Source organism: Nocardioides soli (assembly GCF_014191495.1).
GTDB lineage: Bacteria > Actinomycetota > Actinomycetes > Propionibacteriales > Nocardioidaceae > Nocardioides > Nocardioides soli.
The window spans coordinates 178,338-204,844 of the sequence record NZ_JACHWR010000004.1 but is presented as its reverse complement, the minus strand read 5'-3'; the positions used below and the strand labels follow the sequence as shown (position 1 = coordinate 204,844).

Below are 26,507 nucleotides of genomic sequence, written 5' to 3'. Positions count from 1 at the left end.
TCAAGGGATGCAGGCCAACCCGCGCCTACCCGGGCCAACCCAGCCAGGGAAGCGCGACCTCACCCTCATCCCTTGATGAAACCGCAGCAGCCACGCCCGTCGCACCAGCGACCACAGCTTCCTCAAGGGAGCATCAGAGCCGAAGGCTCAGAGCCGCTCGATGATCGTCACGTTCGCCTGGCCGCCGCCCTCGCACATGGTCTGCAGGCCGTAGCGTCCGCCGGTGCGCTCGAGCTCGGCCAGCAGCGTGGTCATCAGGCGGGCGCCGGTGGCACCGATCGGGTGGCCGAGCGCGATGCCGCCACCGTTGACGTTCACACGGTCGGGCGAGGCGCCGGTCTCCTTCATCCAGGCGAGCACGACCGAGGCGAAGGCCTCGTTGCACTCGAAGAGGTCGATGTCGTCGATCGACAGCCCGGTCCTCTCCAGCGCGTGCTTGGTCGCGCGGATCGGGCCGGTCAGCATCCAGACCGGGTCGTCGCCGCGCACCGACAGGTGGTGGATGCGGGCCCGCGGCGTGAGTCCGTGCGTACGCACGGCCGCCTCGGAGGCGATCAGCATCGCGGCCGAGGCGTCACAGATCTGGGAGGCGACGGCGGCGGTGATCCGCCCGTTCGGGGCCAGCGGGTCGAGCCCGGCCATCTTCTCCATCGACGTGTCCCGGGGGCACTGGTCGGTGTCGAAGACCGAGCCGTCGGCCAGCGTCACCGGCTCGATCTCGCCCTTGAACCGGCCCTCGGCGATCGCGGCGTGCGCGCGCTGGTGCGAGGCCAGCGCGAACTCCTCCATCGCGACCCGCGAGATGTCCCACTTCTCCGCGATCATCTCGGCGGAGCGGAACTGGCTGACCTCCTGGTCGCCGTACCGCGCCTGCCAGCCGGGCGACTCCGCGAACGGCGTGGAGAAGCCGTACTGCTGGCCGACCAGCATCGCCGCCGAGATCGGGATCGCGCTCATGTTCTGCAGACCGCCCGCGACCACGAGGTCCTGCGTCCCGGACATGACGCCCTGGGCCGCGAAGTGCACCGCCTGCTGCGACGACCCGCACTGCCGGTCGATGGTCACGCCGGGCACGTGGTCGGGCAGTCCGGCGACCAGCCAGGCCGTCCGCGCCACGTCACCGGCCTGCGAGCCGATGGTGTCGCAGCAGCCGAGGATCACGTCGTCGACGGCGGCCGGGTCGACACCGGTACGGCGTACCAGCGCGGCGATCGTGTGCGCGCCGAGATCGGCCGAGTGCACGTCGGCGAGCGCGCCGCCGCGCTTGCCGACCGGGGTGCGGACCGCATCGACGATGTAGGCCTCGGGCATGGTGTTCCTTCCTGCGGTGGTTTCGAGACAGGCGCGGAGCGCCTTCCTCAACCACCGTCTCGTGCGATCCCGTCCAAGAGGATGGTCAGGTACTGGTTGGCGATGGCCTCGTGGGAGAGGCCGCCGCCGGGGCGGTACCACCGCACCGCGACCCAGACGGTGTCGCGGATGAAGCGGTAGGTCAGCGTGACGTCGAGGTCGGCCCGCAGGGCACCGGTCTCGACGCCGTCGGTCAGCAGCGTCATCCAGACGTTGCGCGACTGGGCGTTGCGCTCGGCGAGGTAGCCGAAGCGCTCGAAGCCACCGAGGTAGTCGGCCTCGTTCTGGAAGATCGCGACCGCGTTCGGGTGCTGGTCGATCGACTCGAACGACAGCCGCACCGCGCGCTCGATCTTGGTACGGGGATCGTCGTCGCTGGCCAGCACCTCGTCGTACGCGGCGAACAGCTCGTCCTGGAACGTCCGCAGGATCTCGTCGACCATCGACTCCTTGGAGTCGAAGTGGTGGTAGAGGCTGCCCGACAGGATCCCCGCGGCGTCGGCGATGTCGCGGACCGTGGTGTTCTTGAAGCCCTTCTCCGCGAAGAGTCCGGCTGCGATCGACAGCAGCTCGTCGCGGCGGGAGGCGCTCGACTGCTCAGGCATGCTGACTGCTCACCGAGACCACCTCGCCGGTCAGGTAGGACGCGTAGTCGCTCGCCAGGAAGACCATCACGTTGGCAACCTCCCACGGCTCGGCCGCGCGACCGAAGGCCTCGCGCTGCTTCAGCTCGGCGAGCAGGTCGTCGGAGGTGACCTTCGCGAGGAACGGGTGCATCGCCAGGCTCGGCGACACCGCGTTCACGCGGATGCCGTGCGGCGCCAGGTCGAGGGCGGCGCAGCGGGTCAGCGCCATCACGCCCGCCTTCGCGGCGGCGTAGTGCGCCTGGCCCTCCTGGGCGCGCCAGCCGATCACCGACGCGTTGTTGACGATCACGCCCTTCCGGCCCGCGGCCGCCATCCGGGCGCCCGCCGCACGGATGCAGCGCATCGTGCCGGTCAGCGTGATGTCGAGGACCCGGCTCCACTGCTCGTCGGTCATCTCCAGGATGGAGGCGGTGCCGCCGAGGCCGGCGTTGTTGACCATCACGTCGACGCCGCCGAAGTCCTCGGCCGCGTCGAGCAGGGCCTGCACCTGAGTCTCGTCGGTGACGTCGCAGACCAGCTGGCGGACCCGATCGGCGCCGAACTCGTCGGCCAGCGCCGCCTCGGCCTCCGCGAGCCGACGCTCGTGGGTGTCGCTGAAGACGACGGCCTTCGCGCCCTCCTCCAGCACCCGGCGTACGACGGCCGCGCCGATGCCCGCGCCGGCCGCGGCCGTCACGACGACGACCTTGCCGGCGAGCAGGTCGTGGCCCGGGACGTACGCGGGGGCGGGCTGCTCGGGTCGGTGGGTGGTCATCATGCTCCCTTGGGCTCTCGTGGAAGTCCGAGCACGCGCTCGGCCAGGATGTTGCGCTGCACTTCGTCGCTGCCGCCGTAGATCGTGTCGGCCCGCGCGAAGAGGAAGAGCCGCTGCCAGCGGTCCAGGTCGTACCCGGCATCGTCGCCGTCGGCCGTCGCGGTCGTCAGCCCGGCCGGGCCGAGCACGTCCATGGCGACCTCGCCGAGCCGCTTGTGCCAGTCGGCCCACACCAGCTTGAAGACCGACGGACCCGCGGAGTCCGACCCGGCCGCGGAGGAGAGGCCGCGCATCGCCTGGCGGCGCAGCACCTCGAGCTCGACCTTGAGGCCGGCGAGCCGGTCGCGCAGGACCGGGTCGTCGATCGCGCCGTTGCTCCTCGCGAGGTCGACGACGCCATCGAGCTCGCGGGCGAAGCCGACCACCTGGGCGAGCACGGAGACGCCGCGCTCGAAGCCGAGCAGCGCCATCGCGACCCGCCAGCCCTCCCCCGGTGCGCCGACGACCAGATCGGCGTCGGTGCGGGCACCGGTGAAGAAGACCTCGTTGAACTCCGAGCCGCCGGTGAGCTGCTCGATCGGCCGGACCTCGACGCCGCTCTGGTCGAGCGGTACCAGCAGGAACGACAGCCCGTGGTGGCGCTGCGAACCCGGCTCGGTGCGGCAGACGACGAACGCCCACTGGCTGAAGTGCGCGTTGGACGTCCACACCTTCTGCCCGTCGATGACCCAGTCATCGCCGTCGCGACGGGCCTTGGTCTGCACGTTGGCCAGGTCGGACCCGGCGTCCGGCTCGGAGTAGCCCTGCGCCCACAGCTCGTCGACGGCCACGATCCGCGGCAGGAACCGCTCCTGCTGCGCCGGCGTGCCGAAGGCCATCAGCGTGGGTCCGAGCAGCTCCTCGCCGAGGTGGTTGACGCGCACGGGCGCGTCGGCCTTGGCGTACTCCTCGTGGAAGATCACCTGCTGGGTCAGGCTCAGCCCGCGCCCGCCGTACTCCTGCGGCCAACCGACGCAGGTCCAGCCGTGCTCGGCGAGGAGCCGGTTCCACGCCACGCGCTCGTCGTGCGCCTCGTGGTCGCGGCCCGCGCCGCCGAGGCCGCGCAGCGCCGCCCACTCGCCGGTCAGGTGCTCCTCGAGCCAGTCCCGCACCTCGGCACGGAACGCCTGGTCCTCGTCGGAGTAGGTCAGGTCCACGAGTGATAGGGTACCAAGCAAATGCTTGGTACGAACACACTGCCCGCGCTGCTCCGCGACGCCGCGGAGCGTTTCGGCGACCATCCGGCGTACGTCGAGGGTGACCGCATCGTGTCCTACGCCGAGCTGCTGCGGCTCGTCGAGGCCACCAGCGAGGTCTACGTCAACTCCGGCGCGTGCTGCGGAGATCGCATCGTGCTCTGGGGGCCCAACAGCATCGACTGGGCCGTGGCGGCGCTCGCCGTGTCGTACGCCGGCGGGGTGCTGGTGCCGGTCAACTCCCGCTACGTCGGGGCCGAGGTGGCCGACGTCGTCGAGCGCACCGACGCGGCGCTGGTCGTGGTCCACGACGGCTTCCTCGGACGCGACCAGGTGCGCGAGCTGCGCGACGCCGGGGTCGACGACCAGGTCATCACCCCGATGGCCGGCCTGATGAGCGCGGCCCGAACGTGCGATGGCCTGCGTCACGAGGAGGTCACGCCGGACGACGTGGCGGACATCCTCTTCACCTCCGGCACCACCGGGCGGTCGAAGGGCGCGATGAGCGCACACCGGCAGACGATCGGCGCCGCGCGGGCCTGGGCCGAGCTCGGCGGTGTCCGGCAGGACGACCGCTACCTGGTCATCAACCCGTTCTTCCACTCCTTCGGCTACAAGGTCGGCATCGTCGTCGGTCTGGTGACCGGCGCGACGCTCTACCCGGTGGCGACCTTCGACCTCGACGAGACGATGCGGCTGATCGAGGACGCCCGGATCACCGTGCTACCCGGGGCGCCGACGATCTACCAGTCGCTGCTGACCGCACCCGGGCGCGCCGAGCGCGACCTGTCGTCGCTGCGGCTCGCCGTCACCGGCGCCGCCGTCGTACCGGTCGTGCTGATCGAGCGGATGCGTGCCCCCGGACCCGACGGGCTCGCGATCGACCAGGTCGTCACGGCGTTCGGCATGACCGAGGCCGTCGTCGCGACCATGTGCCGCGAGGGCGACTCCGCCGAGACCGTGGCGACCACCTGCGGCCGCGCGATCCCCGGCATGGAGATCGCCATCGCCGAGCCCCGATCGGACTCCGGGGCCGGGGAGCTGCTGATCCGCGGCGACTACGTGATGCTCGGCTACCTCGACGACGCGGCCGCGACCGCCGAGGCGATCGACTCGGACGGCTGGCTGCACACCGGCGACATCGGCGTCCTCGACGACGACGGCAACCTCACGATCACCGACCGCCTCAAGGACATGTACATCTCCGGCGGGTTCAACGTCTACCCCGCCGAGATCGAGCAGGTGCTCGCCCGCATGGAGGGCGTGGCCGACGTCGCCGTCATCGGCGTACCCGACGAGCGGATGGGCGAGGTCGGCAAGGCGTACGTCGTCGCCGCCCCAGGCCACACCGTCGAGCCCGACCAGGTCGTCGCCTTCGCGAAGGAGCGGCTGGCGAACTTCAAGGTCCCGCGGCAGGTCGCGGTCGTCGACTCCCTGCCGCGGAACCTGTCCGGCAAGGTCCTGAAGACAGAGCTGCGCGGTGGTTGAGGCGCGAGCGCAGCGAACCCACACGCTGGTTGAGGTGCGAACGAAACGAGCCCGCACGGTGGTTGAGGTACGAGCGAAGCGAGCCCACACGGTGGTTGAGGTACGAGCGAAGCGAGCCCACACGGTGGTTGAGGTGCGAGCGAAGCGAGCCTCGAAACCACCGCAGAGGAAGGATTGACCGTGGACCTGACCCTGTCCGAGTCCGAGCTGGCCTTCCAGGCCGAGGCGCGGGCCTGGCTGGCGGCCAACGTGCCGAGCGAGCCGCTGCCGTCGATGGACACCGCGGCGGGCTTCGTCGCCCATCAGGAGTGGGAGCGCCGGCTCACCGACGCGCGCTGGTCGGTCGTGTCGTGGCCGGAGGAGTACCACGGCCGGGGCGCCTCGCTCGTGGAGTGGGTGATCTTCGAGGAGGAGTACTACCGGGCCGGCGCGCCCGGACGGGTCTCCCAGAACGGGATCTTCCTGCTCTCCCCGATCATCTTCGACCACGGCACGCCCGAGCAGCAGGACCGCTTCCTGCCCTCGATGGCCACCGGCGAGAAGATCTGGGCGCAGTGCTGGTCGGAGCCCGAGGCCGGCTCCGACCTCGCCTCGCTGCGCTCGACCGCGACGCGGGACGACGAGCGCGGTGGCTGGGTGCTCAACGGCCAGAAGACCTGGTCGTCGCGGGCGGCTTTCGCCCACTGGGGATTCGGGCTCTTCCGCTCGGACCCCGAGGCGGCCCGGCACCACGGTCTGACGTACTTCCTCTTCCCGCTCGACGCCGACGGCATCACCGTGCGTCCGATCGCGCAGCTCGACGGGGAGGCCGGCTTCGCCGAGGTGTTCTTCGAGGACGTCTTCGTGCCGGACTCCGACGTGCTCGGCGCGCCCGGCGACGGCTGGCGGGTCGCGATGTCGACCGCCGGCAACGAGCGCGGCCTGTCGCTGCGCTCCCCCGGCCGGTTCTGCGCCGCCGCCGATCGGCTGGTCGACCTCTACCGGCGTACGCCGCGGCCGCCCGCCGCCAGCGCCGACGGCGTCGTCGACGCCTGGATCAAGGCCCAGGCCTACCGGCTCTACACCTGGGGCACGGTGACGAAGCTGCGCGACGGCGGCGACATCGGCGCTGCGGGGTCGGTCAACAAGGTCTTCTGGTCCGAGCTCGACGTGGCCCTGCACGAGACCGCGCTCGACCTGCTCGGCGCCGAGGCCGAGGTGGAGTCGCGCTGGCTCGACGGCTACACGTTCTCGCTGTCCGGCCCGATCTACGCCGGCACCAACGAGATCCAGCGCAACATCGTCGCCGAGCGGATCCTCGGCCTGCCGCGCGAGCCGAAGGGGCTCAGCCGATCGGAGGGGGCACGATGAGGTTCGAGCTCGACGACGATCAGCGCGACTTCGCGGCCGCGCTCGAGTCCCTGCTGTCCGGCGCCGGTGCCGTCGCCGCCGCCCGCGCCTGGGCCGAGGGCGACCACGACCCCGGCCTCAAGCTCTGGTCGCGGCTGGCCGAGCTCGGCGTGCTGTCGCTGGCCACCGACGCGACCCCGGTCGAGGTGGCGATCGCCTTCGAGGCACTCGGCCGGCACGCGGTCCCCGGCCCGTGGGTCGAGTCCGCCGCGTACCTCCCGATCGCGCTCGGACGTGAGATCGAGGGTGTCGCCACGGTGGCCGTGCCGCCGCACGTGCCCTACGCGCTCGACGCCGACGTCGCCGACGAGGTGTACGTCGGATCGACCCTCATCGAGGAGGTCGGTGAGCGGATCGGCTCCGTCGACCGGACCCGGCACCTCTTCCGCGTCGCAGGCGTCGGGGAGCCGAGCCGGCCGGCGTTCGACCTGGCCGTGCTCGCGACGGCCGCGCAGCTGCTCGGCGCGGGCGAGCGGGTGCTGACCGACTCGGTGACCTACGTGAAGCAGCGCAAGCAGTTCGGCCGCGAGATCGGCTCCTACCAGGCGATCAAGCACGCGCTGGCCGATGTGCGGATCGCGCTCGACTTCGCCCGGCCGCTCGTCTTCGGCGCCGCGCTCGGCGCCGTCGACGTCTCGGCCGCCAAGGTCGCGGCCGGCGACGCGGCGTACCTCGCCTCCCGCACCGGCCTGCAGGTGCACGGCGCGATCGGCTACACCCAGGAGTTCGATCTGAGCCTGTGGCTGACGAAGATCCGCGCCCTCGTGACCGCGTGGGGCACGCCCGACTTCCACCGGGCCCGGATCCTCCAGCAGCTCGGTGCCGACTGATGGGGGCGAGCTGATGGACTTCGCCCTCAGCGAGGAGCAGCAGGAGCTCGCCGCGACCGTGCGCTCGCTGCTCGACAAGCGCGCCGACGCCCGCGTCGAGCGGTACGACGAGGCGCTGTGGTCCACGCTCTGCGAGCAGATCGGCGTGGCGGCGCTGAACGTCCCCGAGGAGCACGACGGCTTCGGTGCCTCGCTCTTCGAGAGCGCGGTGGTGCTGGAGGAGCTCGGCCGCTCGCTGGCGCCCACTCCCCTGCTGTCGTCGCTGGTGACCTCCGAGGCGCTGCTGGCCGGCGCTGACGACGACGCGCAGGCGCGACTGCTGCCGCGGATCGCGGCCGGCGAGGTGGCGGCGTACGCCGAGGGGCCGGAGGCCGTCGACGTCCTCGACGGCGACCTGGCCGCCGTCTTGGTGGTCGCCACCGACGACGGGCTCTTCGAGCTCGATCCGGCGCGCGCGGAGCGCACCTGGACACCGTCGATGGACCAGACCATCCGTCTCGCGACGGTGCGCGCCGACCTCGCCGCGGCGACCCGCATCGGCGACGGTCGTGCTGCCCGCGAGCGGGCGCGACAGGTCGGCGCCGTGGGCTGCGCCGCGCTGGCCGCCGGGCTCGCCGCCCGGGCGCTCGAGATGACCGTCTCGTACAGCAAGGAACGGGTGCAGTTCGGCCGCCCGATCGGCTCCTTCCAGGCACTCAAGCACCGGATGGCCGACATGCTCGTGCTCGCGGAGATGTCGCGCTCGGCCGCCTGGGCCGCGGCGTACGCCGTCGCCACGCACGCCGACGACGCCGACCAGCTCGCCCATGTCGCGAAGTCCTACTGCACCGACGCACTGTCGCGGATCTCCGGCGAGACCGTGCAGCTGCACGGCGGCATCGCGATCACCTGGGAGCACGACGCCCACCTCGTGTTCAAGCGCGCGCACGCGCTCGGACAGCTCTTCGGGTCGGCCGAGGAGCACCGCCGGGCCGTCGCGCTCTGAGCCGGGACCGGTCGGGTCGAGATCCCCCAGCGCACCGCTCGTGACCCACGCCACATGTCCCCCGTCACACTGTTGCCACCCTGTGGCAGGGCCGTTGCCGGAGCGTGCCACGCCCGGTCCTAGCCTGAGGCCATGACGAAGCAGAACGCGCAGCCCACCGCCGCCGCCAGCTCGTTCCCGGGCTCGGTCGCCAACCCGCGACGTACCCAGATCTGACCAGACCGCCCGCACAACGCCCCTAGCCCGGGCGGCCGCAGCTAGGTTGCGGTCGTGCGAGTCCTGATCCTGGGAGCCGGCTTCGGCGGGCTCGAGCTGGCCACCACCCTGGTGGCCGAGGCCGGCGACTCCGTCGAGGTCACCCTGGTCGACCGGAGCGAGGGGTTCGTCTTCGGCTTCTCCAAGCTCGACGTCATGTTCGGTCGCACCACCCGCGACCAGGTCGTGCACCGGTACGCCGACCTCGCGCACCCCGAGGTGCACTTCCTCCCGGCGACCGTGCTGTCCATCGACCCGGCGGCGCGCCGTGTCGAGACCGACGCCGGCACCCTCGAGTGCGACGTGCTCGTCGTCGCGCTCGGTGCCGACCTCGACCCGGCCGCGACGCCGGGCCTGGTCGAGCACGGCCACGAGTTCTACACCGAGGAGAGCGCGTTCGCGCTGCGCGACGTGCTCGCGGACTTCCCGGGTGGCGACGTCGTCGTCGCGGTGACGTCCACGCCGTTCAAGTGTCCGCCGGCGCCCAGCGAGACCGCGCTCCTGGTGCACGACCACCTGCGCGAGCGCGGACTGCTCGACCGCTCGTCGGTGGCGCTGGCGATGCCGCTCCCGGCACCGATCCCGCCCGCGCCCGACGCCTCCCGGGCGCTGCTCGCCGAGTTCGAGCGCCGCGGCATCGCGTGGCACCCCGGCGCCCTGGTGCGCTCGGTCGAGCCCGGTCGAGCGGTGCTCGCCGACGGTGGCGAGCTGCCCTTCGACCTGCTGCTGGCCGTGCCCGTGCACCGGGCGCCGCGGGTCGTCGTCGAGTCCGGGCTCGCCGAGGACGGCTGGATCCCCGTCGATCCGCTGACCCTGCGCACCCGGTTCGACGACGTGTACGCCGTCGGCGACGTCACCAGCGTCGGCACCCCGAAGGCCGGCGTCTTCGCCGAGGGACAGGCGGCCATCGTCGCCGCGCAGCTGGTCGCCCGGGCTCGCGGCGCGTCGAGCGGCGCGACGTACGACGGCCGCGGCGTCTGCTACCTGGAGTTCGGCGAGCACCAGGTCGCGAAGGTCGACGTGACCTTCGTCAGTGGCCGGCCGCCGGTCGGCACCCTGGAGGGCCCGTCGGTCGACCTGGTCCGCGACAAGGCGGCGTTCGGCGCCGACCGCGCCCGGCGCTGGTTCGGCGCGGACTGGGCGCCGTAGCCCCGAGCCTCAGCGGCTCTTGCGCGCGTCGCGCCCGCCCCTCCGACCGGCCTGACAGGATGTGTCGGGTGCGTCGCGCCGTGGCTCCCCTTCTCGCGGTCACCGTGGCGCTCGTGCTCGCGGACTCCGCGATCGTCACGCTCGCGCTGCCCGACATCCTCGTGCACCTCGACACGACCGTCGCGCAGGTCGCCTGGGTGCTGATCTCGTTCAACCTGGTGCTCGGGCTCGCCGCGGTGCCGACGGCCGTCGGTTTCGCCCGGGTGCAGCCGCGGGTCGTGGGCGCGGTGGGCATCGCGATCTTCGCGGCCGCCTCGGCCTGGTGCGCGGTGGCGCAGTCGATCGAGGTGCTCATCGCGGCCCGGTGCGTGCAGGCGCTCGGCGGGGCGCTCGCGCTGGTCGGCTGCCTGGAGCTCCTGGTGGCGCTCTACGGCGAGCGACGCGGCATCGCCACGTGGATCACCGCCGGCGTGATCGGCACCGCCACCGGACCGGTCGCGGGCGGACTGCTCACGCAGGCGTTCTCGTGGCAGGCGATCTTCGTGGTGCAGGTGCCCTTCGCCGTCCTGGCGGTGCCGGCGGCGCTCGCCGTGCGCACCGGGCCGCTCCCGACGCCGGCACCCGCCACCGTCCGGCACCGACCCGCCGTACGCCCCAACCTCACCCTGGCGCTGCTCTCGGCCGCGCTGACCGCCGCGCTCTTCCTGCTGGTGCTGCTCCTCGTCAACGGCTGGAGCCACTCGCCGGCGACCGCGGCGCTGGCCGTGTCGGTGGTGCCGCTCGCGGCCCTCGCCGCCCGGCCGCTCGCCCGGCTCCTGCACCCGTCGGCCGAGGTCGAGATCGCGGTGGGCTGCTTCCTCGTCGCCGGCGGGCTGGCCGGTCTCGCGCTCCTGCCCTCGGCCGACCTCGCCTGGACCGTGGCCCCGCAGGCGCTGATCGGCCTCGGTCTCGGCCTGACGATCGACCAGCTGACCGCGCAGGCGATGCACCTGCGCCTGCCGCGGATCGAGCACGCGAGCTGGACGATCGGCGCGCGGCACCTCGGTGTCGTCGTCGGGCTCGTGATCCTGACGCCGGTGTTCACCGCGGATCTCCAGGACGCCCAGGTCCCCGCTCAGGAGGCGATCACGGCGCTGGTGCTCGACGCCCCGATGCCGGCCCAGGACAAGGTGTCCCTCGCCGAGGCGCTCGGCGCCGAGCTCACCGACCAGCAGGGCCAGGTGCCCGACCTCCACCACGCCTCCGCGACCGCGGACTTCGGGCCCGAGGTCCGGCCCGCCGCGGCCCAGCTGGAGCGCGACCTCGACGCGCAGCTCGAGCGCGCCGCGACCCACGCCTTCCGGACCTCCTTCCTCGTCGGTGCGGCCCTCGCCCTCCTCGCCCTGCTCACCGTGATCGCGCCCCACCGCCGGCGGCCGGCGTGAGCCCCCGGCTCTCCGCCCTCGGGCTGCCGGCCGTCGCCGTCGCCCTGGTCGGCGGCGTACTCGCCGTCCACCTCGCGTACGGCGGCGGCCAGTTCGAGCCGCTCCGCCCGGCCGACCCCTGCGTGGTGCGCGACGTCACGTCGCAGTCCGAGCGGATCGAGGCGCTCACCGAGCAGCTCGTGCTGATCGGCCTCGACGAGGCCGCCTGCACCCTGGGCACCAGTCGCGAGGCGCTCACGCTCGAGCTCGCCCGGAGCGGCGCGGGTGCCCAGGCCGACGCCCAGGCCGACGACCAGGCCGACGCCCTGCGCGACGGGCTGCTGGCCGCGGTCGCCCGGATGCAGGGGGACGGCACATTGCCGGCGGCCTCCGACCTGGTCGACGAGGCCCTCGACACGGCCGACCTCAACGGCGTCCTCGAGGCCGTGATCCGCGCCGTCCCGGACTCGGTGGTCGACGCGGCGCTCCCGATGGACGACGTCCTCACCCGCGCCATCGAGGACCTCGACCTGCACGCCCTGCTGGCGAACCTCGACGACCAGGCGGCCCTGGAGGCTCAGGTGCAGGCGGCGGTCAGCCAGGCGGTCGTCGACTCCCTGGTCGCACGGGTGCGCGACCTGGTGTGACGGGGCCGCTCCGACGGACGTGGGAGTTTCGTCGGCCGGCCGACGAAACTCCCTCAGCGGAAGACTCTCAGCGAGGGTCGGTCGTCCGGTACTGCCCGCGGTAGAACAGCAGCGGGTCGAGGTCTGCGTCGGAGCCCTCGACCCCGTCGTCGGTGATCAGGTCGAGCACCCGGCCGATCACGACGTAGTGGTCGCCGGCCTCGTGCACGGAGTGGATCGAGCAGTCGATGTGCGCGATCGCGCCGTCGAGCAGCGGCGACCCGGTCTGAGGCGCGGGCGACCACTTCACCTCGGCGAACTTGTCGGTGCCGCGGCTGGCCATCGTGTTGGACAGCTCGGCCTGGTCGGCGCCGAGCAGGTTCACGCAGAACTTCCCCGACCGCTGGATCAGCGGCCAGGCCCGCGACGTCTTCGCCGGGATGAAGAGCACCAGCGGCGGGTCGAGGGACACGCTCGAGAAGGACTGGCAGGTCAGGCCGACGGGGGCGTCGTTGCTGATGGCGGTGACCACGGTCACGCCCGAGGCGAAGCGGCCCAGCACGTCCCGGAACCGCCGCGCGGCGTACACCGCCTCCGGGTCGTCGTGGACGGCGACGTCCTCGCCCGGCCGGAACTCGAAGTCGACCTCCTGGTCGCCGAGCCAGGAGATGATCAGCTCCGGGCTGGGCCAGGTCTCCCTGGCGTCCGGGCTCATCCCCTCCGGGATGCCGTGCCCCTCCGGGATCTCGTGACCCCCCTGGATCTCGTCACTGGGCTCCGAGCTCATGAGATCGATGTTCCCACTCCCGGCGACATCGGCCGCACCCGGTCTCACTGTGCTCCGGCGCTGAAGTCGTGTCCCCAGTACGACACGGCCGTCGACTCCCGCGCGACCCACTTCGCGTCCTCGACGGTGAGCCCGTCGGTGCCGAACTCGACGTCGAAGCCGCCCGGCGACCTGACGTAGAACGAGATCATCTCGTCGTTCATGTGCCGGCCCAGGGTCGCCGACAGCGGCGCCTGGTGCTTGCGCACCCGCTCCAGCGCACGGCCGACGTGGTCGAGCTCGTCGACCTCGAGCATGATGTGCACGCACTTCGACGGGTTAGGCATCGGCAGGAAGGCCAGCGAGTGGTGCCGCGGGTTGACCCCGAGGAAGCGCAGCCACACCTTCGAGCCGGGCGCCTTGCCGACGAACTCCCCCGGCATGCTCATCGAGTCGCGCAGCCGGAAGCCGAGCACGTCGGCGTAGAACCGCAGCGCCTCCACGTCGTCGGTCACCGGCAGCACGATGTGACCCATGCCCTGGTCGCCGGTGACGAACCTCGCGGCGTACGGCGTGACCACCGGGCGCGACTCGTAGGTGATGCCGTGGAAGAGCTCGAAGACGTTGTCGAACGGGTCGGTGAACCGCACCAGCTCCTGCACCCGGCGCTCGTCGAGCTCGGCCTGGGTGCCCTCCTCGAACTCGACGCCGGCCTTCTGCAGGTGCTCGCGGGCCTCCTGCAGGGCGCGGTGGTCGGCGACCTCCCAGCCGACGCACGAGAGCTGGTCGACGTCGGCCGGGAAGACCACGAGCCGGGCCGAGACCTCGTCGATGCGCCAGTACTGGTGGTCCGGGTTCGGACCCCGCCCCTCGGCGAGACCGAGCACCTTGCCCGCGAACAGCCTCCACCGCTCGAGATCGGTGCTGGCCACGCGGACGTAGCCCATGGACTTGATGTCGATGGTCACTGCTTCGTCCTTTCGACGTGGCGAGCCAGGAAGGCGGTCGAGACCTCCGCGAACTCGTCCGCGGCCTCGATCTGCGCCCAGTGGCCGCAGTTGGGGAAGACGTGCAGCTGCGCCTTCGGGATCAGCTTGAGCGCGGCGAACGCGCCGTCGAGCGGGTTCACCCGGTCCTCGCGGCCCCAGGTCAGCAGCGTGTGCTTGCGCAGCCGGTGGGCCTCGCGCCAGAGCATGCCGTCCTCGGCGGTCTCGGGGTTCCAGAACGACATCCCCATCGAGCGCATCGCGTCCAGGGCACCCGGCGCGGTGGCGTCGGCGAAGCGCTCCTCCACGAGCTCGTCGGTGACCAGCTGCTGGTTGACGACCATGGTCGAGATGAACGCGCGCAGACGCTCGCGGGTCGGGTCGGCCCCGAAGTCCATCAGCCGCTGCACGCCCTCGGTGGGGTCGGCGTGGAAGAGGTTGAGCGAGAGCCCGCCCGGACCCATCAGCACCAGCCGCCCGACCCGGTCGGGGTGGGTGAGCGCCAGCCGCATCGCCGTACCGCCGCCGAGGCTGTTGCCGAGCAGGTGCACCCGCTCGATGCCCAGCTCGTCGAGCAGCGCGACGACGTGCTCGGCCGCGAACCGGTAGTAGTTGCCGACGACGGGTGGCTTGTCCGAACCGCCGAAGCCCGGCTGGTCGACCAGCAGGGTCCGGAACGACGTGGCGAACCTCGGCAGCGCCGTACCGAAGTTCGACCACGCCGACGCCCCCGGCCCCCCGCCGTGCAGCATGACCAGCGGCAGGCCGCCGCCGATCGCGGTCGCGGCCCCCGCCTCGTAGTAGTTGAGGGTGGTCTCGCTCAACCCTGCCTTCACTGACCCTGCCTTCACCTGGGCAGAGCGGCGGGTGCTCTCCTGGGAGAAGTCCGCCATCGGTCAGTACATCCCCGGGTCGACCTTGTGGCCGAACTGATGCGCGCCGTACATCTGCAGCGCCCGCTCCGGGTCGTTGGCGGCGTGCACGCGGCCCGCGTGGGCGTCGCGCCAGGCCCGCTGCAGGTAGGTGCCCGTGGCGAGCGCGCGGCCGCCCGAGGCCTCGAAGAGCGAGTCGATGGCGTCGATGGCGCGCTGGGTGCCGAGCACCTGGTCGCGGCGCACCCGCAGCCGCAGCTCGAGCGGGATCTGCTCGCCCTTGGCGACGTGGGCCTGCTCCTCGCGGATGTTGTTGACCAGCAGCGCCCAGGCCGCGTCGATCTCCGAGCTCGCCCGCGCGATCCGGACCGCGGCGAACGGGTCGAGGGACGCCTTCTCGCCGAGGTACGCCGCGCGCACCCGCTTCTGCTGCATCTCCACGTGCTCGGCGTACGCCCCCCGCGCCATGCCGATGATCGGCGTGGTGATGGTGCCGGTGAAGATCGAGTGGAAGGGCAGCTTGTAGAGGTCGGAGGTGTTCTGCTCCTGACCGGGGCCGAGGCAGCGGCCGGTGTCGCTCATGCTCAGCGTGAACGCCTCGGGCACGAAGACCTCGTCGACCACGATGTCGTTGGAGCCGGTGCCGGAGAGGCCGACCATGTGCCAGACGTCGACGATCGTGTAGTTCTCCCGCGGCACCATGAAGGTCTTGAAGTCGATGACGTTGCCGTCCGCGTTGAAGACCAGGCCGCCCAGCAGCACCCAGCTGCAGTGGTCGCAGCCGGAGGAGAAGCTCCACTTGCCGGAGAGCGTGTAGCCGCCGTCGGTGACGGTCGCCTTGCCGGTCGGGGCGTACGACGAGCTCAGCCGGGTCGTGGAGTCGGCGCCCCAGACCGCCTGCTGGGCCTCGTCGGGGAAGAGCGCGACCTGCCACGGGTGCACGCCGACCACGCTGGAGACCCAGCCGGTGGAGGCGCACGCACCCGCGATGTCGCGCACCGCGGAGTAGAAGTCGACGGGGTCGGCCTCGAGGCCGTCGAAGCGCTTCGGCTGGAGCAGCCGGAAGAACCCGACCTCCTCCAGCTCCTTGATCGAGGCTTCGGGCACCACGCGAAGTCGCTCGGCCTCGTCGGCCCGCTCCCGGATGCCGGGCAGCAGGTCGCGGACGCCGTCGAGAACAGCCTGGGACATCGCATCTCCTGTCAGGTGAAAAGCACTGCCAGGCAATACTAGAACACGTTCTTGTTTCGGTCGAGACAGGGATGCCTTGCCTTCAGAACTTGCCTGAGAACGGATCCTGAAGGGTGAGGCCTTCAGGCCCAGCACTTCAGCCCCAGCCCTTCAGCCCCAGCCCTTCAGGCAGATGGCTGGTAGCGCGTGAGCACGCAGAACTCGTTGCCCTCCGGATCGGCGAGCACCGCCCACCCCTTGTCACCGTCGCGCAGGTCGTTGACGAGCGTCGCGCCCAGGCCCAGGATCCGCTCGACCTCCTCGTCGCGGGAGCGGTCCGTCGGGCGCAGGCAGGGATGCACCCGGTTCTTGATCGCCTTGTCCTCGGGGACCTTGAGGAAGAGCAGGTACCGGTCGTCGGGGCCCTCCAGCCCGGACTCCCCGGCGCCCTCATGGTTCCAGCCGGGCTCGGTGTCGCTCGGGTCGAAGACGAAGTCGTCGAGCACCTGGCCCCACCACCGGGCCTGCGCGAACGTGTCGTGGGCGTCGAAGCAGAAGTTCGAGAGTCGAGATGCCATGGCGACACGGTGCCCATTCCGGCCGGCCGCCGTCCACTCGGTTCCTGCCCAGTCGTCCTGCTCGGTAGTCCGGCTCAGTAGTCCTGCGGTTGGGTGAAGAAGCCGTCGGGGTCGTACGTCGCGCGCGCCTGCGCGAGCCGGTCGGCGTTGTCGCCGAAGTACGCCGTCCGGTAGTCCTTCAGCGTCGCGTCGGCGTAGTTGACGTAGGCGTGGTTGCCCCAGTGCGGGAGCATCGCGTCGCGGAAGCCGCGCACGAACGCGTCGGCGTCGCCGGGCTTCCCCGGCGGGAACGTGGCGGTGTACTGCACGGTCGCGAGCGCCGTGCGATGCACGAACGCCGTGTCGCCGGGTGCGACCTCCCCGGCCTTGCCGCCGAGCGCGTCGATCGAGATGCCGGCCTCCTTCAGGCCCGAGTCCTGGGCCGCCTGCACCCGGTCGACGAGGTCCGCGATGCCCGGCGCGTCGAGCTCGTCGTACGCCACGTGGGAGGTGGCGGCGAACGCCTCGCGCGCGGGAGACCCCGCGAACGCCTGCATCGCCTCGAGGTAGCCGCGGGTGTGCACCGAGCGCGTCGTGGGCGCGGGCACGTCCTTGAGCAGCCCCGCGAGCTGGCCGTCGAGAGCCGCGGTAGGACCGACCCAGGTGCCGGAGAGGAGCAGGGTCGGCTGGCCCGGGTGCTGCGCGCCGCCGAGGGCCTTGAGGGTCGACCAGAGCCGATCGTCGGCGCTCGGCGCCCACTGCTGCCAGGCCGCGATCACCTGCTCGGCGGCGCTGAACGGCCACGCGAGGTAGACGGTGTTGATCGTCGGCGCCGCCGACGTCTCGAAGTCGAACGACGTCACCATGCCCAGGTGTCCCCCACCTCCGCCGCGCAGCGCCCAGTAGAGGTCGGGCTCCTCGTCGGCGCTGGCGGTGCGAAGCCGGCCGTCGGCGGTCACGACCTGTATCGACGTGACGGCGTCGCAGGTCAGCCCCAGCGCGCGGGTGAGCACGCCGACCCCGCCGCCGAGGGTGAGGCCGGCGATCCCGACCGTCGGGCAGGAACCGCCCCCGATGGCCCGCCCACGGCTGCCGATCTCCTGGTAGACGTGGGCGAGCGCCGCCCCGGCGCCGATCGTGGCCGTGGCGCCGTCGAGCGTCACCTGGTCGAGCGGGCGGCAGTCGATGACCAGCGCTCGGGGCGAGCCACCGCCGGACCAGCCCGGATAGCTGTGCCCGCCCGACCGGAGCGCGACCGGCACGTCGTGGTCGCGGGCGAACGCGATCGCCGTCGCGACGTCCTGCTCCGACGCCACCGACAGCACCGCGAGCGGACGCTCGCCGTCGTACCGGGGGTTCTGGAGCAGCCGCACCTGGTCGTACGTCGGGTCGCTGGGCCGCGCGAGCTGGCCGGCGACGTTGCGGCGCAGCTGTGCCCACGGAACCTTGCCGCTCGACGTCGGCGACGCCGACGTTGACCCGCTCGGCTGCCCACTCGGCGTCTGCGTCGGTGAGTCGCCGTCGGAGGAGCAGGCCGCGAGCGCGCCCAGCGCCCCGGCCCCCAACACCGCTCGTCGTGTCAGCGCTGGCCGTCGAGCGGGTGCTGGCTGTCGAGTCGGTGCTGGCCGCCGAGTCGGTGCTGGCCGCCGAGTCCAGGTCGTCACATGCTCACCGTAGGGGTTCGGGCCGACGTAGCCTCGACAACGTGACAGTCGGCGAGGAGGTCGTGGGACGACGACCCGGCCGACTCCGCACCCTGCTCACCGAGCCGACGCTGCCGGTCCTGGTCCTGGCGACGATCGCGATGGTGCATCGCCGCTACCTGCCGGACATCCTGCTCTTCGGCGGTACCGCCGCCCTCGTCTATGCGGACGCCGGCCGTTGGGGCTTCCGGACCACCTCCGCCGCGCCGGCGGCTCCGCCCCGGCATCGCTGGGCGACCGCCGTCGCCCTCCTCGCCGTCGCGGCCGCGATGGCCGCGCTGCCGCCGACCTCGGTCGCCCTCGACATCGCCTGCGCGCTGGTCGGCGTGCTGGCGCTGCGCGCGGCCTGGCGGCCCGGACCGGCGCTCGAGCCCACCCGCGCCGCGCCCGTGCCGCGACGCTGGTGGGTGTGGCCGACGCTCGCGGTGACCCTCGCACTGGTCGAGCTCTGGTCGTTCGTGCACCGCGCGCAGCCGCTCGTCGACGATCCCGACCACCCGGAACTGAGCACGCTCGTCGAGCCGCTCCTCGAGAGCGAGCTCGTGCGGACCGGCTTCCTCTGGCTGTGGCTGCTGGCCGGTTGGTGGCTGCTGCGGCGGATCCAGGCGTGGGCGCGATGACGAGCTACGTGGTCACGGTCGCGGCGTACCTCGGCGTCCTCGGGCTCGCCCTCGCCGTCGAGGTCGTCGCGTTCGCGACGCCCCGCCTGTGGGCGAGCTTCGGACAGGTCGTCACCTGGGCGCTGCGCCGTCGCTCCACCCAGCTCGGGCTCCTCCTTGCATGGTGGTGGCTCGGCTGGCACTGGGTCACGCAGCGTTGACCGGCCCTCACGTCCGCCGGTGGAACCGGACGCTGCCGTCCGGCATCCGCTCGGTGCGGTAGCGGTGATCGTGGGCGAGATGGTGGTGGAAGGAGCAGTGGAGGACCCCGTCGGCCAGGTCGGTGCGGCCGCCGCTCGCCCACGGCTCGCCGGCATGATGCGCCTCGCACCAGGCGGCCGGGATGTCGCAGCCCTCGGCCGCACAGGTCGGGTACCGGAGCCCCAGCGCCTTCCGCTGGCCGCCCCTGTACAGCCTGCGAAGCCGGCCGAGATCGAGCACCTGGCTGGCACCGCCGAGCACCGCGGGCACGATCCCCGCCGTACACGCCAGCCGGCGGGCCTCACCCGCCGAGATCGGCTCGTCGCCGACGTACGCCGCGCCCGTGCCCGACCGCAGCACCTCCAGGTCGACGGTCACGACCAGGGTGGTCGCGTCTCCACCGTGGAGCGGCAGTCGGCCGGGGTCGACGGACTCGAGGAACGCCCCGAATGCAGCCCCCAGGCGCTGCTCGTAGGGACGTCGGTCACTCGACGTCGCTCCCCCACGTCGTGGCGTCGTGAACGCCTCCAGGTACGTCAGCAGTCGATCGCACACGAGGTCCGCGACGCGGATGCGGATGTCGGTGGTACCGTCGCCGTTGCGCCGCGTCGTGAGGAACGTACGCCGCGCCGCCGACGCCTCCTCACGCTCCAACAGCCGAGCCTCCAGGCCCTCCGCCACCTCGGGCGCGACGACGTCGACCACTCGACGGCCGAGTATCCGCAGCTGCCGCGGTCCGAAGCGCGCCGCCTCGACCACCAGCCGGTCCTCCGCCGCGGCGCAGACGTCTCCGCCGATCTCGGCCGGCAGTTCGTCGAGCGCGCGCACCACCACGCCCGCCTGGGCGACGTTGATCTCGCCGTCGCGCAATGCCTGTGCCGTCCGCTCCCGCTCCGCCAGTGCCCGCCCCAGCCGAAGCCGCTGCCGACACTCGGCCCGGTCGCGTCGTCCGTGATGGGCCAGCCACGACGCCGCGTCGCGCGCGCCGTCCTCTTCGGCCACGTCGTCCGCAGCGGCCAGCAGCCGCATCCGCAGCTCCTCCAGCCGGTCGATCGACGAGCTCAACCCGAGCAGCGCCTGCTTCTTCTCCGCGGTCGACAGGTACATCGGGTCGACGTCGCTCACGCTCGCCAGCGCCTCGTCCACCACACCCATGGCGGCAAGCACCGGGTGGAGCTGAAGCTGGTCCTCGGACATGCGCACACCTGTGATCGACGGGTGCCCGGGGACTGGAACCACACGGGACTTCACTCAACGTCGATGCCAGCGCGTCACGAGACGAGCGACGGTCGTGCGACCGAAGGACTACTGCATCTTCCTCTATTCGATCACATGTTTGATCCATCGTCAAGGCCCAATGCCAGTCCTCGATGAAGCTGACAACGGCGCTCCGCACCCGCCCTACTCGCCCAGAAGGCAGCAACGCTCATGGCTGGCGCCAGGCTTCGTCGTACCTGACCTGAGTGTCGTGGATCCGCGGTTTGGGAGCAGCATCGTCAGGTGCGTGAGTCGCCCACGACGCGATGGGCCGTGTCATTCGTCGTCGACGCGAGCCGCGCGGTCATGCCTGGCGGCGACCGCAGGTCACATCCGCTCGAGGGTGGCGCGCCGTCGGCTGTCGCGCTCCATCCATCCAAGGGTTGCCAGGCCCAATGCCGCGTACCCGAGGCCGATAGCCAGCTCACGCACCAACAGGTCGCTGACGCTGCCGAGCGTCGCGCCGCTCGCGAGTTGCCGGGCGGCCTCGATACCGTGGGTGAGCGGGAGCCGTTCGCCTACGGCCGCCATCCACGACGGCAGATCCTCGAGCGCGACGTTCGTGCCACAGAAGACAAGCAACAGCAGGAAGACGACGTTGCCGAGGGTGGCGCCGTCGCGGACCCTCAGGCACGCCGCGCCCATCACCAGGCCCAGTCCGGTGCATGACAGCGAGGTGACGCAGACGGCAAGCACGAGCCCGGGCCACACCGTCGCGCCCATGCGAACGCCGAGCAGCAGCGACCCGACGGCCAGCCCGAAGACGGCCACACACCACCCGGTCACGATCACCGGCAACGCTCGGCCCAGGAAGAGCGGCAGCCGACGGGCAGGCGTGACGAGAACCAGCCCCAGTGTCTGTCCCCAGCGCTCGCCCGAGATCGCGAAGGTCATCGCGAACATGCACGGGATCGCGGCGTAGTTCAGCGCATTGCCCACCAGGAAGAACTGGTCGTCGCCCACGCCCGCAGCTCGCCCGACGTACGCAAACAGCAGGATCTGCGCGACCGGCGAGACTAGGAGTGCCGGCACCAGGATCCAAGGATTGAGCCAGTTGAACTGGGCGCGGAAGCTCATCAGGCCGCCGACGAAGAAGATCCGGGTATTGGTCATCGTCAGGTCAGCGCCAGGGTCGCGTTGCGGCGGGCCGAGTCGATGAGGCGCACGCCGAGGAAGGCCGCGAAAGCGGCGTATCCCAGCCCGAGGGCGAGGCAGACTGTCAGCTCGTTCCACGGATTCCCACCGGCGGCCGCAATGCGCATCGCCTCGACGGCCCAGGTCGGCGCGAGTGCGTAGGAGATCGGGTGAAGCACGACGGGTAGCAGGGCGATCGGTACGACGAACCCGCACAGCAGCCAACCGGGGTACTCCAGCGACGCACCGAGCGCCCAGGCGGTCCGGTAGCGGACGGCGACGACAGAGAGCAGGAAGCCGAACATCGCGATCGTCACCGTGGCGGCGAGGACGCTGAGCACGAACAGTAGCCAGTTCTGGATCTGGAGCTGAACGCCGAAGACGAGCCGGTTCCAGACCAAGGTGATGCCGACGCTGACCAGGCCGACGGTGGCCATCGCCGTGGTGATCGGCATCAACACCATCGAGAACGGCGTCGGCGCCGCCACCAGCAGCTCCAGCGTCCCGGCGAACCGTTCGCGATTCAGCAGAGTGCTTGCGCTCACCGTCACCGACGTCCACACCCCCATGACGGCAGCCCCGAGGCCGGCGTAGGCCATCGCCGCCTCATCGCCGTTCACGGCGTAGACCATCAGCGTCGCGGTGGCGAACATCAGTGGAAAGACGATGCCGAGGAAACCCTCGAAGGGAGAGATCAGCAGGATCTTCAACTGCAGCCGGTAGCACAACCACAGCTGCCGGAGCCGGTCCCTCACGCGGTCACCAACTGCACGTAGGCGTCCTCGAGCGTGGGCTCGCGGACACCCACCCGGCCGACCCGCACGCCGCTGAGGCGGGCCAGCACCTCTTGGGTCACGTCGGAGTCCGCATCACACTGCAGGACCAGGACCTGGAACTGGTCACGCTCCTCGACAGCGACCGAACGGACCGCGCTCAACTCCGCCAATGCAGACACCACGGGCTCGGGCACGCCGTACGTCTCCACCTCGAGGACGCGACCGATCGCGACTCGCCGCTTGAGCTCGGCCGGCGTGCCCTCGGCCACGATCTCGCCCGCGCGGATCACCGCGATCCGGTCGGAGAGCTCGTCGGCCTCGAACATGTAGTGCGTGGTCAGCAGCACCGTCTTGCCCTGGTCCTTGAGCGAAGCGATGGTCGCGCGAAGCTCTCGGGCCCCGACCGGGTCGATGCCGATGGACGGCTCGTCGAGGAAGACCACGTCTGGATCGTGCAGTAGGCCGCGCGCGATGTGCAGGCGCTGGCGCATCCCGCGGGAGTAGCCCTCCACGCGCTCACCCTCGCGCCCGGTCATGCCGACCAGTTCCAGCAACGCTCCGATCCGCCGGCGCTGCTCGCGCGGCTCGACGCCGTAGAGCTCGGCGAAGTAGCGCAGGTTGTCCAGCCCGGAGAGCCGGTCGTAGAGGCCCCGATCGCCTCCGAACACGTAGCCGATCCGGCGGCGAACCTCCCGCACGTCGGTGACGACGTCGAGGCCCAAGACACTGGCGCTGCCCGAGGTGGGCAGCAACAGCGTGATCAGCATCTTGATGGTCGTGGTCTTCCCAGCACCGTTCGGGCCGAGCAGGCCGAAGGTCTCGCCACGCTCGACATTGAAAGACACACCGCGGACAGCCTCAACATCCTCGCGCGTGCGCCGGAGTCGTCCCTGGGTGGTACGGAAGCTGCGTCTCAGGTCCCGAGCCACCACCGCTGTCACGCGAGGAACCTAACAGGCTTCTCCGTCAACCGCGCCCGGGTTTCGCACTGCCCCGTCCTGCGTTCGAGCGGCGATGAATCGGCCGACGATCGGGGCGTTCCAACGGCGCGTCGATCCGCCCAGATAGATGCTCGCAGCACCGTGCAACTAGAGGGCTGTCTCTCTGCGCTCCGGCCCGGACGGCAGGACGCCCGGCATTCCCCGAAATCAACACGAACGGAGCAGGCAGCGCGGATCAGGTCCCAGTTGTTCAGCAGAGACTCACCGCAGAAGTGCCACCGCGTAGGAGGGATGGCCCTATTCTGCTCTTATCATGCCGCGCCCGCCCTTCCTCAACGTGATCGTCCAAGACCTTGGCGTTAGCCCATCTGTCACCGGCCTGTGCGCGGGCTACGAGAACGCTGCATGGCGAGCGGAGGCTCTGGCTGCACGTCTGATCGAGGAGATTCCGTCGTTCGCGCTCACCCACCGAGAACGAGCGGATTTCGGCGATGACACCGGCGTGCACCTAATGGGCGTGGCTGTTCGCAAGATCTATACCACGGACAAGTACAAGCGACGGGGCGAGTTCGGGGAACTCCTTCTGCATCTCGTCCTCCGCGAGGTCTTCGAAACCCAGCCGGCAATCAGCAAGATGTTCTTCAAGGATGCAGCCAACGACACGGTGAAGGGGTTCGACGCCGTGCACGTCGTTGCTCCCGACGGCGAAGCGCTCGAACTGTGGCTCGGCGAGGTGAAGTTCTACGCCAACCGCGCCGACGCGATCCGCGACGTTGTCTCGGAACTCCACGAACACTCCGAGCGCAACTACTTGCGCAGCGAGTTCGCAGCGATCGTCGCCAAGCTGGACCCGACGTGGGAACACCACGAACAACTCGCAGCTCTCCTCGACAGACGCACCAGTCTCGACCAGGTCTTCGATGCGGTCACCATTCCAGTACTACTGACCTACGAGAGCCAGGTAGTGGGCACTAGGGTTGGGGATCTGGCGGCTGGCGCATCTCCAACAGAGACCGACGACTACCGGCGTCTCTTCCACGAGGAGATCCTCGCTGGCCTCGCGGCCTTCAACGCGAAGCAACTGCCCGAGCAGATCCGCATTCGCCTCATCTTGGTGCCGCTACACACGAAGAAAGCACTCCTGTCGGCGCTTCACGCAAGGCTGCTCGCATGGCAACAAGCGACGAACTGACCACCCCGGCCCTGCGGGCTCGGATTAGTACCGGAGATCTCGGCGACGAAGCATTTCAGGCGTTGAGTTTCATCGCTAGCCTCCTGAGCGGCGGCCGAGCCGACGTATCGAACGCGCGAGACCTACTCATCCGGATGCTCGACCTGCGGAGCCAGCTTGGCCCCAACGAACGAGCATTCGAAGCCCTGTTGCGTGAAGCGGGCCTGTTCGCCTACATCCAAGCTCTGGACGGGCTGTCGACGGGAGACCTCGTTGCGCTGGAAGCCCATCGCCCGCTCGATTTCCCCGACCCCGACGTCGTCTTTCACCCCGTCCAGGCGCGTGCCTATCGGTATCTCTTGTCGGGACGCAGCGTCATCCTCAGCGCGCCAACAAGCTTCGGAAAGAGCCTCATCCTCGACGCAGTCCTGAGGTCTGGCAGGTTCGACAACGTCGCCGTCGTGGTTCCCACCCTGGCGCTAATCGACGAGACGCGGCGGCGACTGTCGCGCCTAGGCTCCGGACACCGAGTGATCAGCCACCCTAGTCAATCCCTCGGCGATCGCAACGTCCTAGTCATGACCCAAGAGCGCTTGCTTGAGCTCGAGACGCTGCCGCAGCTTGACCTATTCATGATCGACGAGTTCTACAAGCTGTCGATCCCCGCTGGACAGCCGGACAGGTCAGCGCTCTTGAATCATGCCCTTCACCGACTGATGAAGACGGGGGCGCCGTTCTACTTCGCCGGCCCCAACGTGCAGACTCTCGCCGAAGGCCTTCCGGACCTCTTTGAAGCCGCTTTCATAGCGACGGACTACGCCACTGTGGCGGTCGACATGGTCACTCTTCCGCGGCCGCGACGCGAGGAACGGATCGCAGCTCTGCTCGATCTGTGCCAGGACCTCGAGGGCCCGACCCTGATCTACTGCTCGCGCCCCGAATCCGCGAGAAGTGTCGCAGCGGCCCTGCTGGACGCGAGTTTGGGTCGTCGGGTAGACGGGATGAACGATGCAGCGGAGTGGGTTGCGCGTGAGTTCCATCCCGACTGGCTGGTTGGCCGCGCGATACGCCATGGCATCGGGATTCACCATGGCAAACTGCCTCGCGCGCTAGCCCAGTATCAAGTCGACTCCTTCAACGACGGACTGCTCGACTGGCTCGTGTGCACGTCGACGCTTATCGAGGGCGTGAACACCACGGCGAAGAACGTTGTCGTTTACGACCATATCCTCAATGGGCGCACGCTTGACTACTTCTCCTTCGCCAACATTAAGGGGCGCTCCGGGAGGATGCGCCGACACTTCGTCGGCAAGGTCTACATCTTTCGCGCTCCCCCAAGTGAGCAACTGCCTACGGTCGACATCCCGCTCTATTCCCAGAGCGACGAGGTACCCGAGAGTCTGCTCGTTCAGCTTGAGGATCATGAGCTAACCGAGCGCTCTCGAGAACGGCTGCGGGACGTTCTCGATCAGGATCTCGTACCGGTGGACACTCTGAGGATGAACGCTGGCGTCGACCCGGCTCGACAGATTGAGCTCGTCCGGCACGTCCGCAGCCTTTCCGATACCGACCTGCGCCTGCTCGCTTGGGCGGGTCTTCCGACATACGACCAACTGCAGTTGGCGAGCCGGCTGATCGTCGACTTCTTGAACCCGATCAGCGGCCGGCAGCACGGGGTGGCTAGCGCGAGCCAGTTGACCTTCCGACTCAACCTTGCCCGGAGCTTGGACGGCGACGTGCGGTCACTCGTCGAACAGGAACTGGCGAACCCGCGCTCTGAGTTCGTCGATAAACCCGACGGTGCGGTCGAAGCGACGCTGGACTTCTTGCGCCACTGGCCTGGATTCCTTTTCCCGAAACTACTTATCGCGGTACAGAATCTAATACGGCCTGCGCTTGCGGAAGCGCGGCTGAGTGCGGATTACTCCGTCTTCGCCGCGCAGTGCCTGAACCTCTTTCTCCCGGACCAGGTGGTGGTGCTGGAGGAGTACGGGTTTCCTGCGCAGGCTGCGCAGAGCCTTATCGGTCAGCTTCGGCCGTACCACGACCTCGACTCCCTGCTGGTGCGACTTTCTGAGGTTGATCCCGGCTCCGTCTCAGACGCGTTCGAGCGTGAACTGCTCATCAGGACCCAAGATGGACTTCGTCCGAGCGCGCCTGCTTAGTCTCGTGGCTTGAGGATGGAGGCGCTCCATGGCTGAGC

At 70.4% G+C, this 26,507-nt stretch carries 25 protein-coding genes; 11 read left to right on the top strand and 14 right to left on the bottom strand.

Going from position 1 to position 26,507, the window contains the following annotated elements; all coding sequences use genetic code 11:
• Positions 1–147: 147 nt before the first annotated feature.
• From FHU40_RS23855 to FHU40_RS23840, 4 genes are read right to left on the bottom strand one after another with little or no spacing between them, the layout of a single operon-like run.
• Complete coding sequence (locus tag FHU40_RS23855) at positions 148–1,311, bottom strand: acetyl-CoA C-acetyltransferase (protein ID WP_183594993.1); 1,164 nt, start codon at positions 1,309–1,311, stop codon at positions 148–150.
• A gap of 47 nt (positions 1,312–1,358) precedes the next feature.
• Positions 1,359–1,955 (bottom strand): TetR/AcrR family transcriptional regulator, encoded by a 597-nt coding sequence (locus FHU40_RS23850; RefSeq protein WP_183594992.1) that lies wholly within the window; start codon positions 1,953–1,955, stop codon positions 1,359–1,361.
• Entirely contained in the window at positions 1,948–2,751 is an 804-nt protein-coding gene (locus FHU40_RS23845) for an SDR family oxidoreductase (RefSeq protein ID WP_183594991.1), read from the bottom strand. Before FHU40_RS23845 ends, FHU40_RS23850 begins: the two co-directional genes overlap by 8 nt.
• On the bottom strand, positions 2,751–3,947 hold the full coding sequence (locus FHU40_RS23840; protein WP_183594990.1) for an acyl-CoA dehydrogenase family protein: 1,197 nt from the start codon (positions 3,945–3,947) through the stop codon (positions 2,751–2,753). Before FHU40_RS23840 ends, FHU40_RS23845 begins: the two co-directional genes overlap by 1 nt.
• Before the next feature lie 21 nt (positions 3,948–3,968).
• Here FHU40_RS23840 and FHU40_RS23835 point away from each other — a divergent pair, with 21 nt between their 5' ends.
• The 7 genes from FHU40_RS23835 to FHU40_RS23805 all read left to right on the top strand — a co-directional run bounded on the left by FHU40_RS23835 (position 3,969) and on the right by FHU40_RS23805 (position 12,132).
• Positions 3,969–5,474: a FadD3 family acyl-CoA ligase gene (locus tag FHU40_RS23835; protein ID WP_183594989.1), complete on the top strand. Its 1,506-nt coding sequence runs from the start codon at positions 3,969–3,971 to the stop codon at positions 5,472–5,474.
• A 180-nt stretch (positions 5,475–5,654) separates the two neighbouring features.
• A complete protein-coding gene (locus tag FHU40_RS29170) occupies positions 5,655–6,824 on the top strand; it encodes an acyl-CoA dehydrogenase family protein (protein ID WP_183594988.1) in 1,170 nt (389 codons plus the stop codon).
• On the top strand, positions 6,821–7,693 hold the full coding sequence (locus FHU40_RS23825; RefSeq protein WP_183594987.1) for an acyl-CoA dehydrogenase family protein: 873 nt from the start codon (positions 6,821–6,823) through the stop codon (positions 7,691–7,693). Before FHU40_RS29170 ends, FHU40_RS23825 begins: the two co-directional genes overlap by 4 nt.
• Positions 7,694–7,706: 13 nt before the next feature.
• Positions 7,707–8,678: an acyl-CoA dehydrogenase family protein gene (locus FHU40_RS23820; protein WP_183594986.1), complete on the top strand. Its 972-nt coding sequence runs from the start codon at positions 7,707–7,709 to the stop codon at positions 8,676–8,678.
• A gap of 270 nt (positions 8,679–8,948) precedes the next feature.
• Positions 8,949–10,082, top strand: a complete 1,134-nt coding sequence (locus FHU40_RS23815; RefSeq protein WP_183594985.1) for an FAD-dependent oxidoreductase — start codon at positions 8,949–8,951, stop codon at positions 10,080–10,082.
• Between the two features lie 68 nt (positions 10,083–10,150).
• Complete coding sequence (locus FHU40_RS23810; protein ID WP_343058025.1) at positions 10,151–11,506, top strand: MFS transporter; 1,356 nt, start codon at positions 10,151–10,153, stop codon at positions 11,504–11,506.
• Positions 11,503–12,132 carry a hypothetical protein gene (locus FHU40_RS23805; protein ID WP_183594983.1) on the top strand — a complete coding sequence of 210 codons (630 nt, stop codon included), beginning with the start codon at positions 11,503–11,505 and terminating at the stop codon, positions 12,130–12,132. The genes FHU40_RS23810 and FHU40_RS23805 overlap by 4 nt, the downstream gene beginning before the upstream one ends.
• A gap of 67 nt (positions 12,133–12,199) precedes the next feature.
• Here the strand turns inward: FHU40_RS23805 and FHU40_RS23800 are convergent, their stop codons facing one another.
• The 6 genes from FHU40_RS23800 to FHU40_RS23775 form a co-directional block, all read right to left on the bottom strand.
• Positions 12,200–12,898 (bottom strand): flavin reductase family protein, encoded by a 699-nt coding sequence (locus tag FHU40_RS23800; RefSeq protein ID WP_246391483.1) that lies wholly within the window; start codon positions 12,896–12,898, stop codon positions 12,200–12,202.
• A gap of 44 nt (positions 12,899–12,942) precedes the next feature.
• Positions 12,943–13,845, bottom strand: coding sequence for an iron-dependent extradiol dioxygenase HsaC (hsaC, locus tag FHU40_RS23795; RefSeq protein ID WP_343058024.1), 903 nt, complete (start codon positions 13,843–13,845; stop codon positions 12,943–12,945).
• Positions 13,842–14,756, bottom strand: a complete 915-nt coding sequence (hsaD, locus tag FHU40_RS23790) for a 4,5:9,10-diseco-3-hydroxy-5,9,17-trioxoandrosta-1(10),2-diene-4-oate hydrolase (RefSeq protein WP_183594982.1) — start codon at positions 14,754–14,756, stop codon at positions 13,842–13,844. The genes hsaC and hsaD overlap by 4 nt, the downstream gene beginning before the upstream one ends.
• A gap of 3 nt (positions 14,757–14,759) precedes the next feature.
• Positions 14,760–15,926 carry a 3-hydroxy-9,10-secoandrosta-1,3,5(10)-triene-9,17-dione monooxygenase oxygenase subunit gene (gene hsaA, locus FHU40_RS23785; protein ID WP_183594981.1) on the bottom strand — a complete coding sequence of 389 codons (1,167 nt, stop codon included), beginning with the start codon at positions 15,924–15,926 and terminating at the stop codon, positions 14,760–14,762.
• A gap of 164 nt (positions 15,927–16,090) precedes the next feature.
• Positions 16,091–16,483: a VOC family protein gene (locus FHU40_RS23780; protein WP_183594980.1), complete on the bottom strand. Its 393-nt coding sequence runs from the start codon at positions 16,481–16,483 to the stop codon at positions 16,091–16,093.
• A gap of 74 nt (positions 16,484–16,557) precedes the next feature.
• A complete protein-coding gene (locus FHU40_RS23775) occupies positions 16,558–18,030 on the bottom strand; it encodes an FAD-binding protein (RefSeq protein ID WP_183594979.1) in 1,473 nt (490 codons plus the stop codon).
• 137 nt (positions 18,031–18,167) lie between these two features.
• On the opposite strand from FHU40_RS23775, the gene FHU40_RS23770 reads away from it, so the two are divergent.
• Together FHU40_RS23770 and FHU40_RS23765 are read left to right on the top strand one after the other, a co-directional pair.
• Positions 18,168–18,785 (top strand): hypothetical protein, encoded by a 618-nt coding sequence (locus FHU40_RS23770; RefSeq protein WP_183594978.1) that lies wholly within the window; start codon positions 18,168–18,170, stop codon positions 18,783–18,785.
• Positions 18,782–18,985, top strand: a complete 204-nt coding sequence (locus FHU40_RS23765; RefSeq protein ID WP_183594977.1) for a DUF6186 family protein — start codon at positions 18,782–18,784, stop codon at positions 18,983–18,985. Before FHU40_RS23770 ends, FHU40_RS23765 begins: the two co-directional genes overlap by 4 nt.
• A 7-nt stretch (positions 18,986–18,992) precedes the next feature.
• Here FHU40_RS23765 and FHU40_RS23760 read toward each other — a convergent pair whose 3' ends face one another.
• The 4 genes from FHU40_RS23760 to FHU40_RS23745 form a co-directional block, all read right to left on the bottom strand.
• Positions 18,993–20,222 carry a DUF222 domain-containing protein gene (locus FHU40_RS23760; protein WP_183594976.1) on the bottom strand — a complete coding sequence of 410 codons (1,230 nt, stop codon included), beginning with the start codon at positions 20,220–20,222 and terminating at the stop codon, positions 18,993–18,995.
• 387 nt (positions 20,223–20,609) lie between these two features.
• Complete coding sequence (locus FHU40_RS23755) at positions 20,610–21,395, bottom strand: ABC transporter permease (protein ID WP_183594975.1); 786 nt, start codon at positions 21,393–21,395, stop codon at positions 20,610–20,612.
• 2 nt (positions 21,396–21,397) lie between these two features.
• Positions 21,398–22,171: an ABC transporter permease gene (locus FHU40_RS23750; protein WP_183594974.1), complete on the bottom strand. Its 774-nt coding sequence runs from the start codon at positions 22,169–22,171 to the stop codon at positions 21,398–21,400.
• Positions 22,168–23,037: an ABC transporter ATP-binding protein gene (locus FHU40_RS23745; protein WP_343058022.1), complete on the bottom strand. Its 870-nt coding sequence runs from the start codon at positions 23,035–23,037 to the stop codon at positions 22,168–22,170. Before FHU40_RS23745 ends, FHU40_RS23750 begins: the two co-directional genes overlap by 4 nt.
• A 409-nt stretch (positions 23,038–23,446) precedes the next feature.
• On the opposite strand from FHU40_RS23745, the gene FHU40_RS23740 reads away from it, so the two are divergent.
• Positions 23,447–24,325: a HamA C-terminal domain-containing protein gene (locus FHU40_RS23740; protein WP_183594972.1), complete on the top strand. Its 879-nt coding sequence runs from the start codon at positions 23,447–23,449 to the stop codon at positions 24,323–24,325.
• Positions 24,304–26,469, top strand: coding sequence for a DEAD/DEAH box helicase (locus tag FHU40_RS23735; protein ID WP_183594971.1), 2,166 nt, complete (start codon positions 24,304–24,306; stop codon positions 26,467–26,469). The genes FHU40_RS23740 and FHU40_RS23735 overlap by 22 nt, the downstream gene beginning before the upstream one ends.
• The last annotated feature ends 38 nt before the right edge of the window (positions 26,470–26,507 follow it).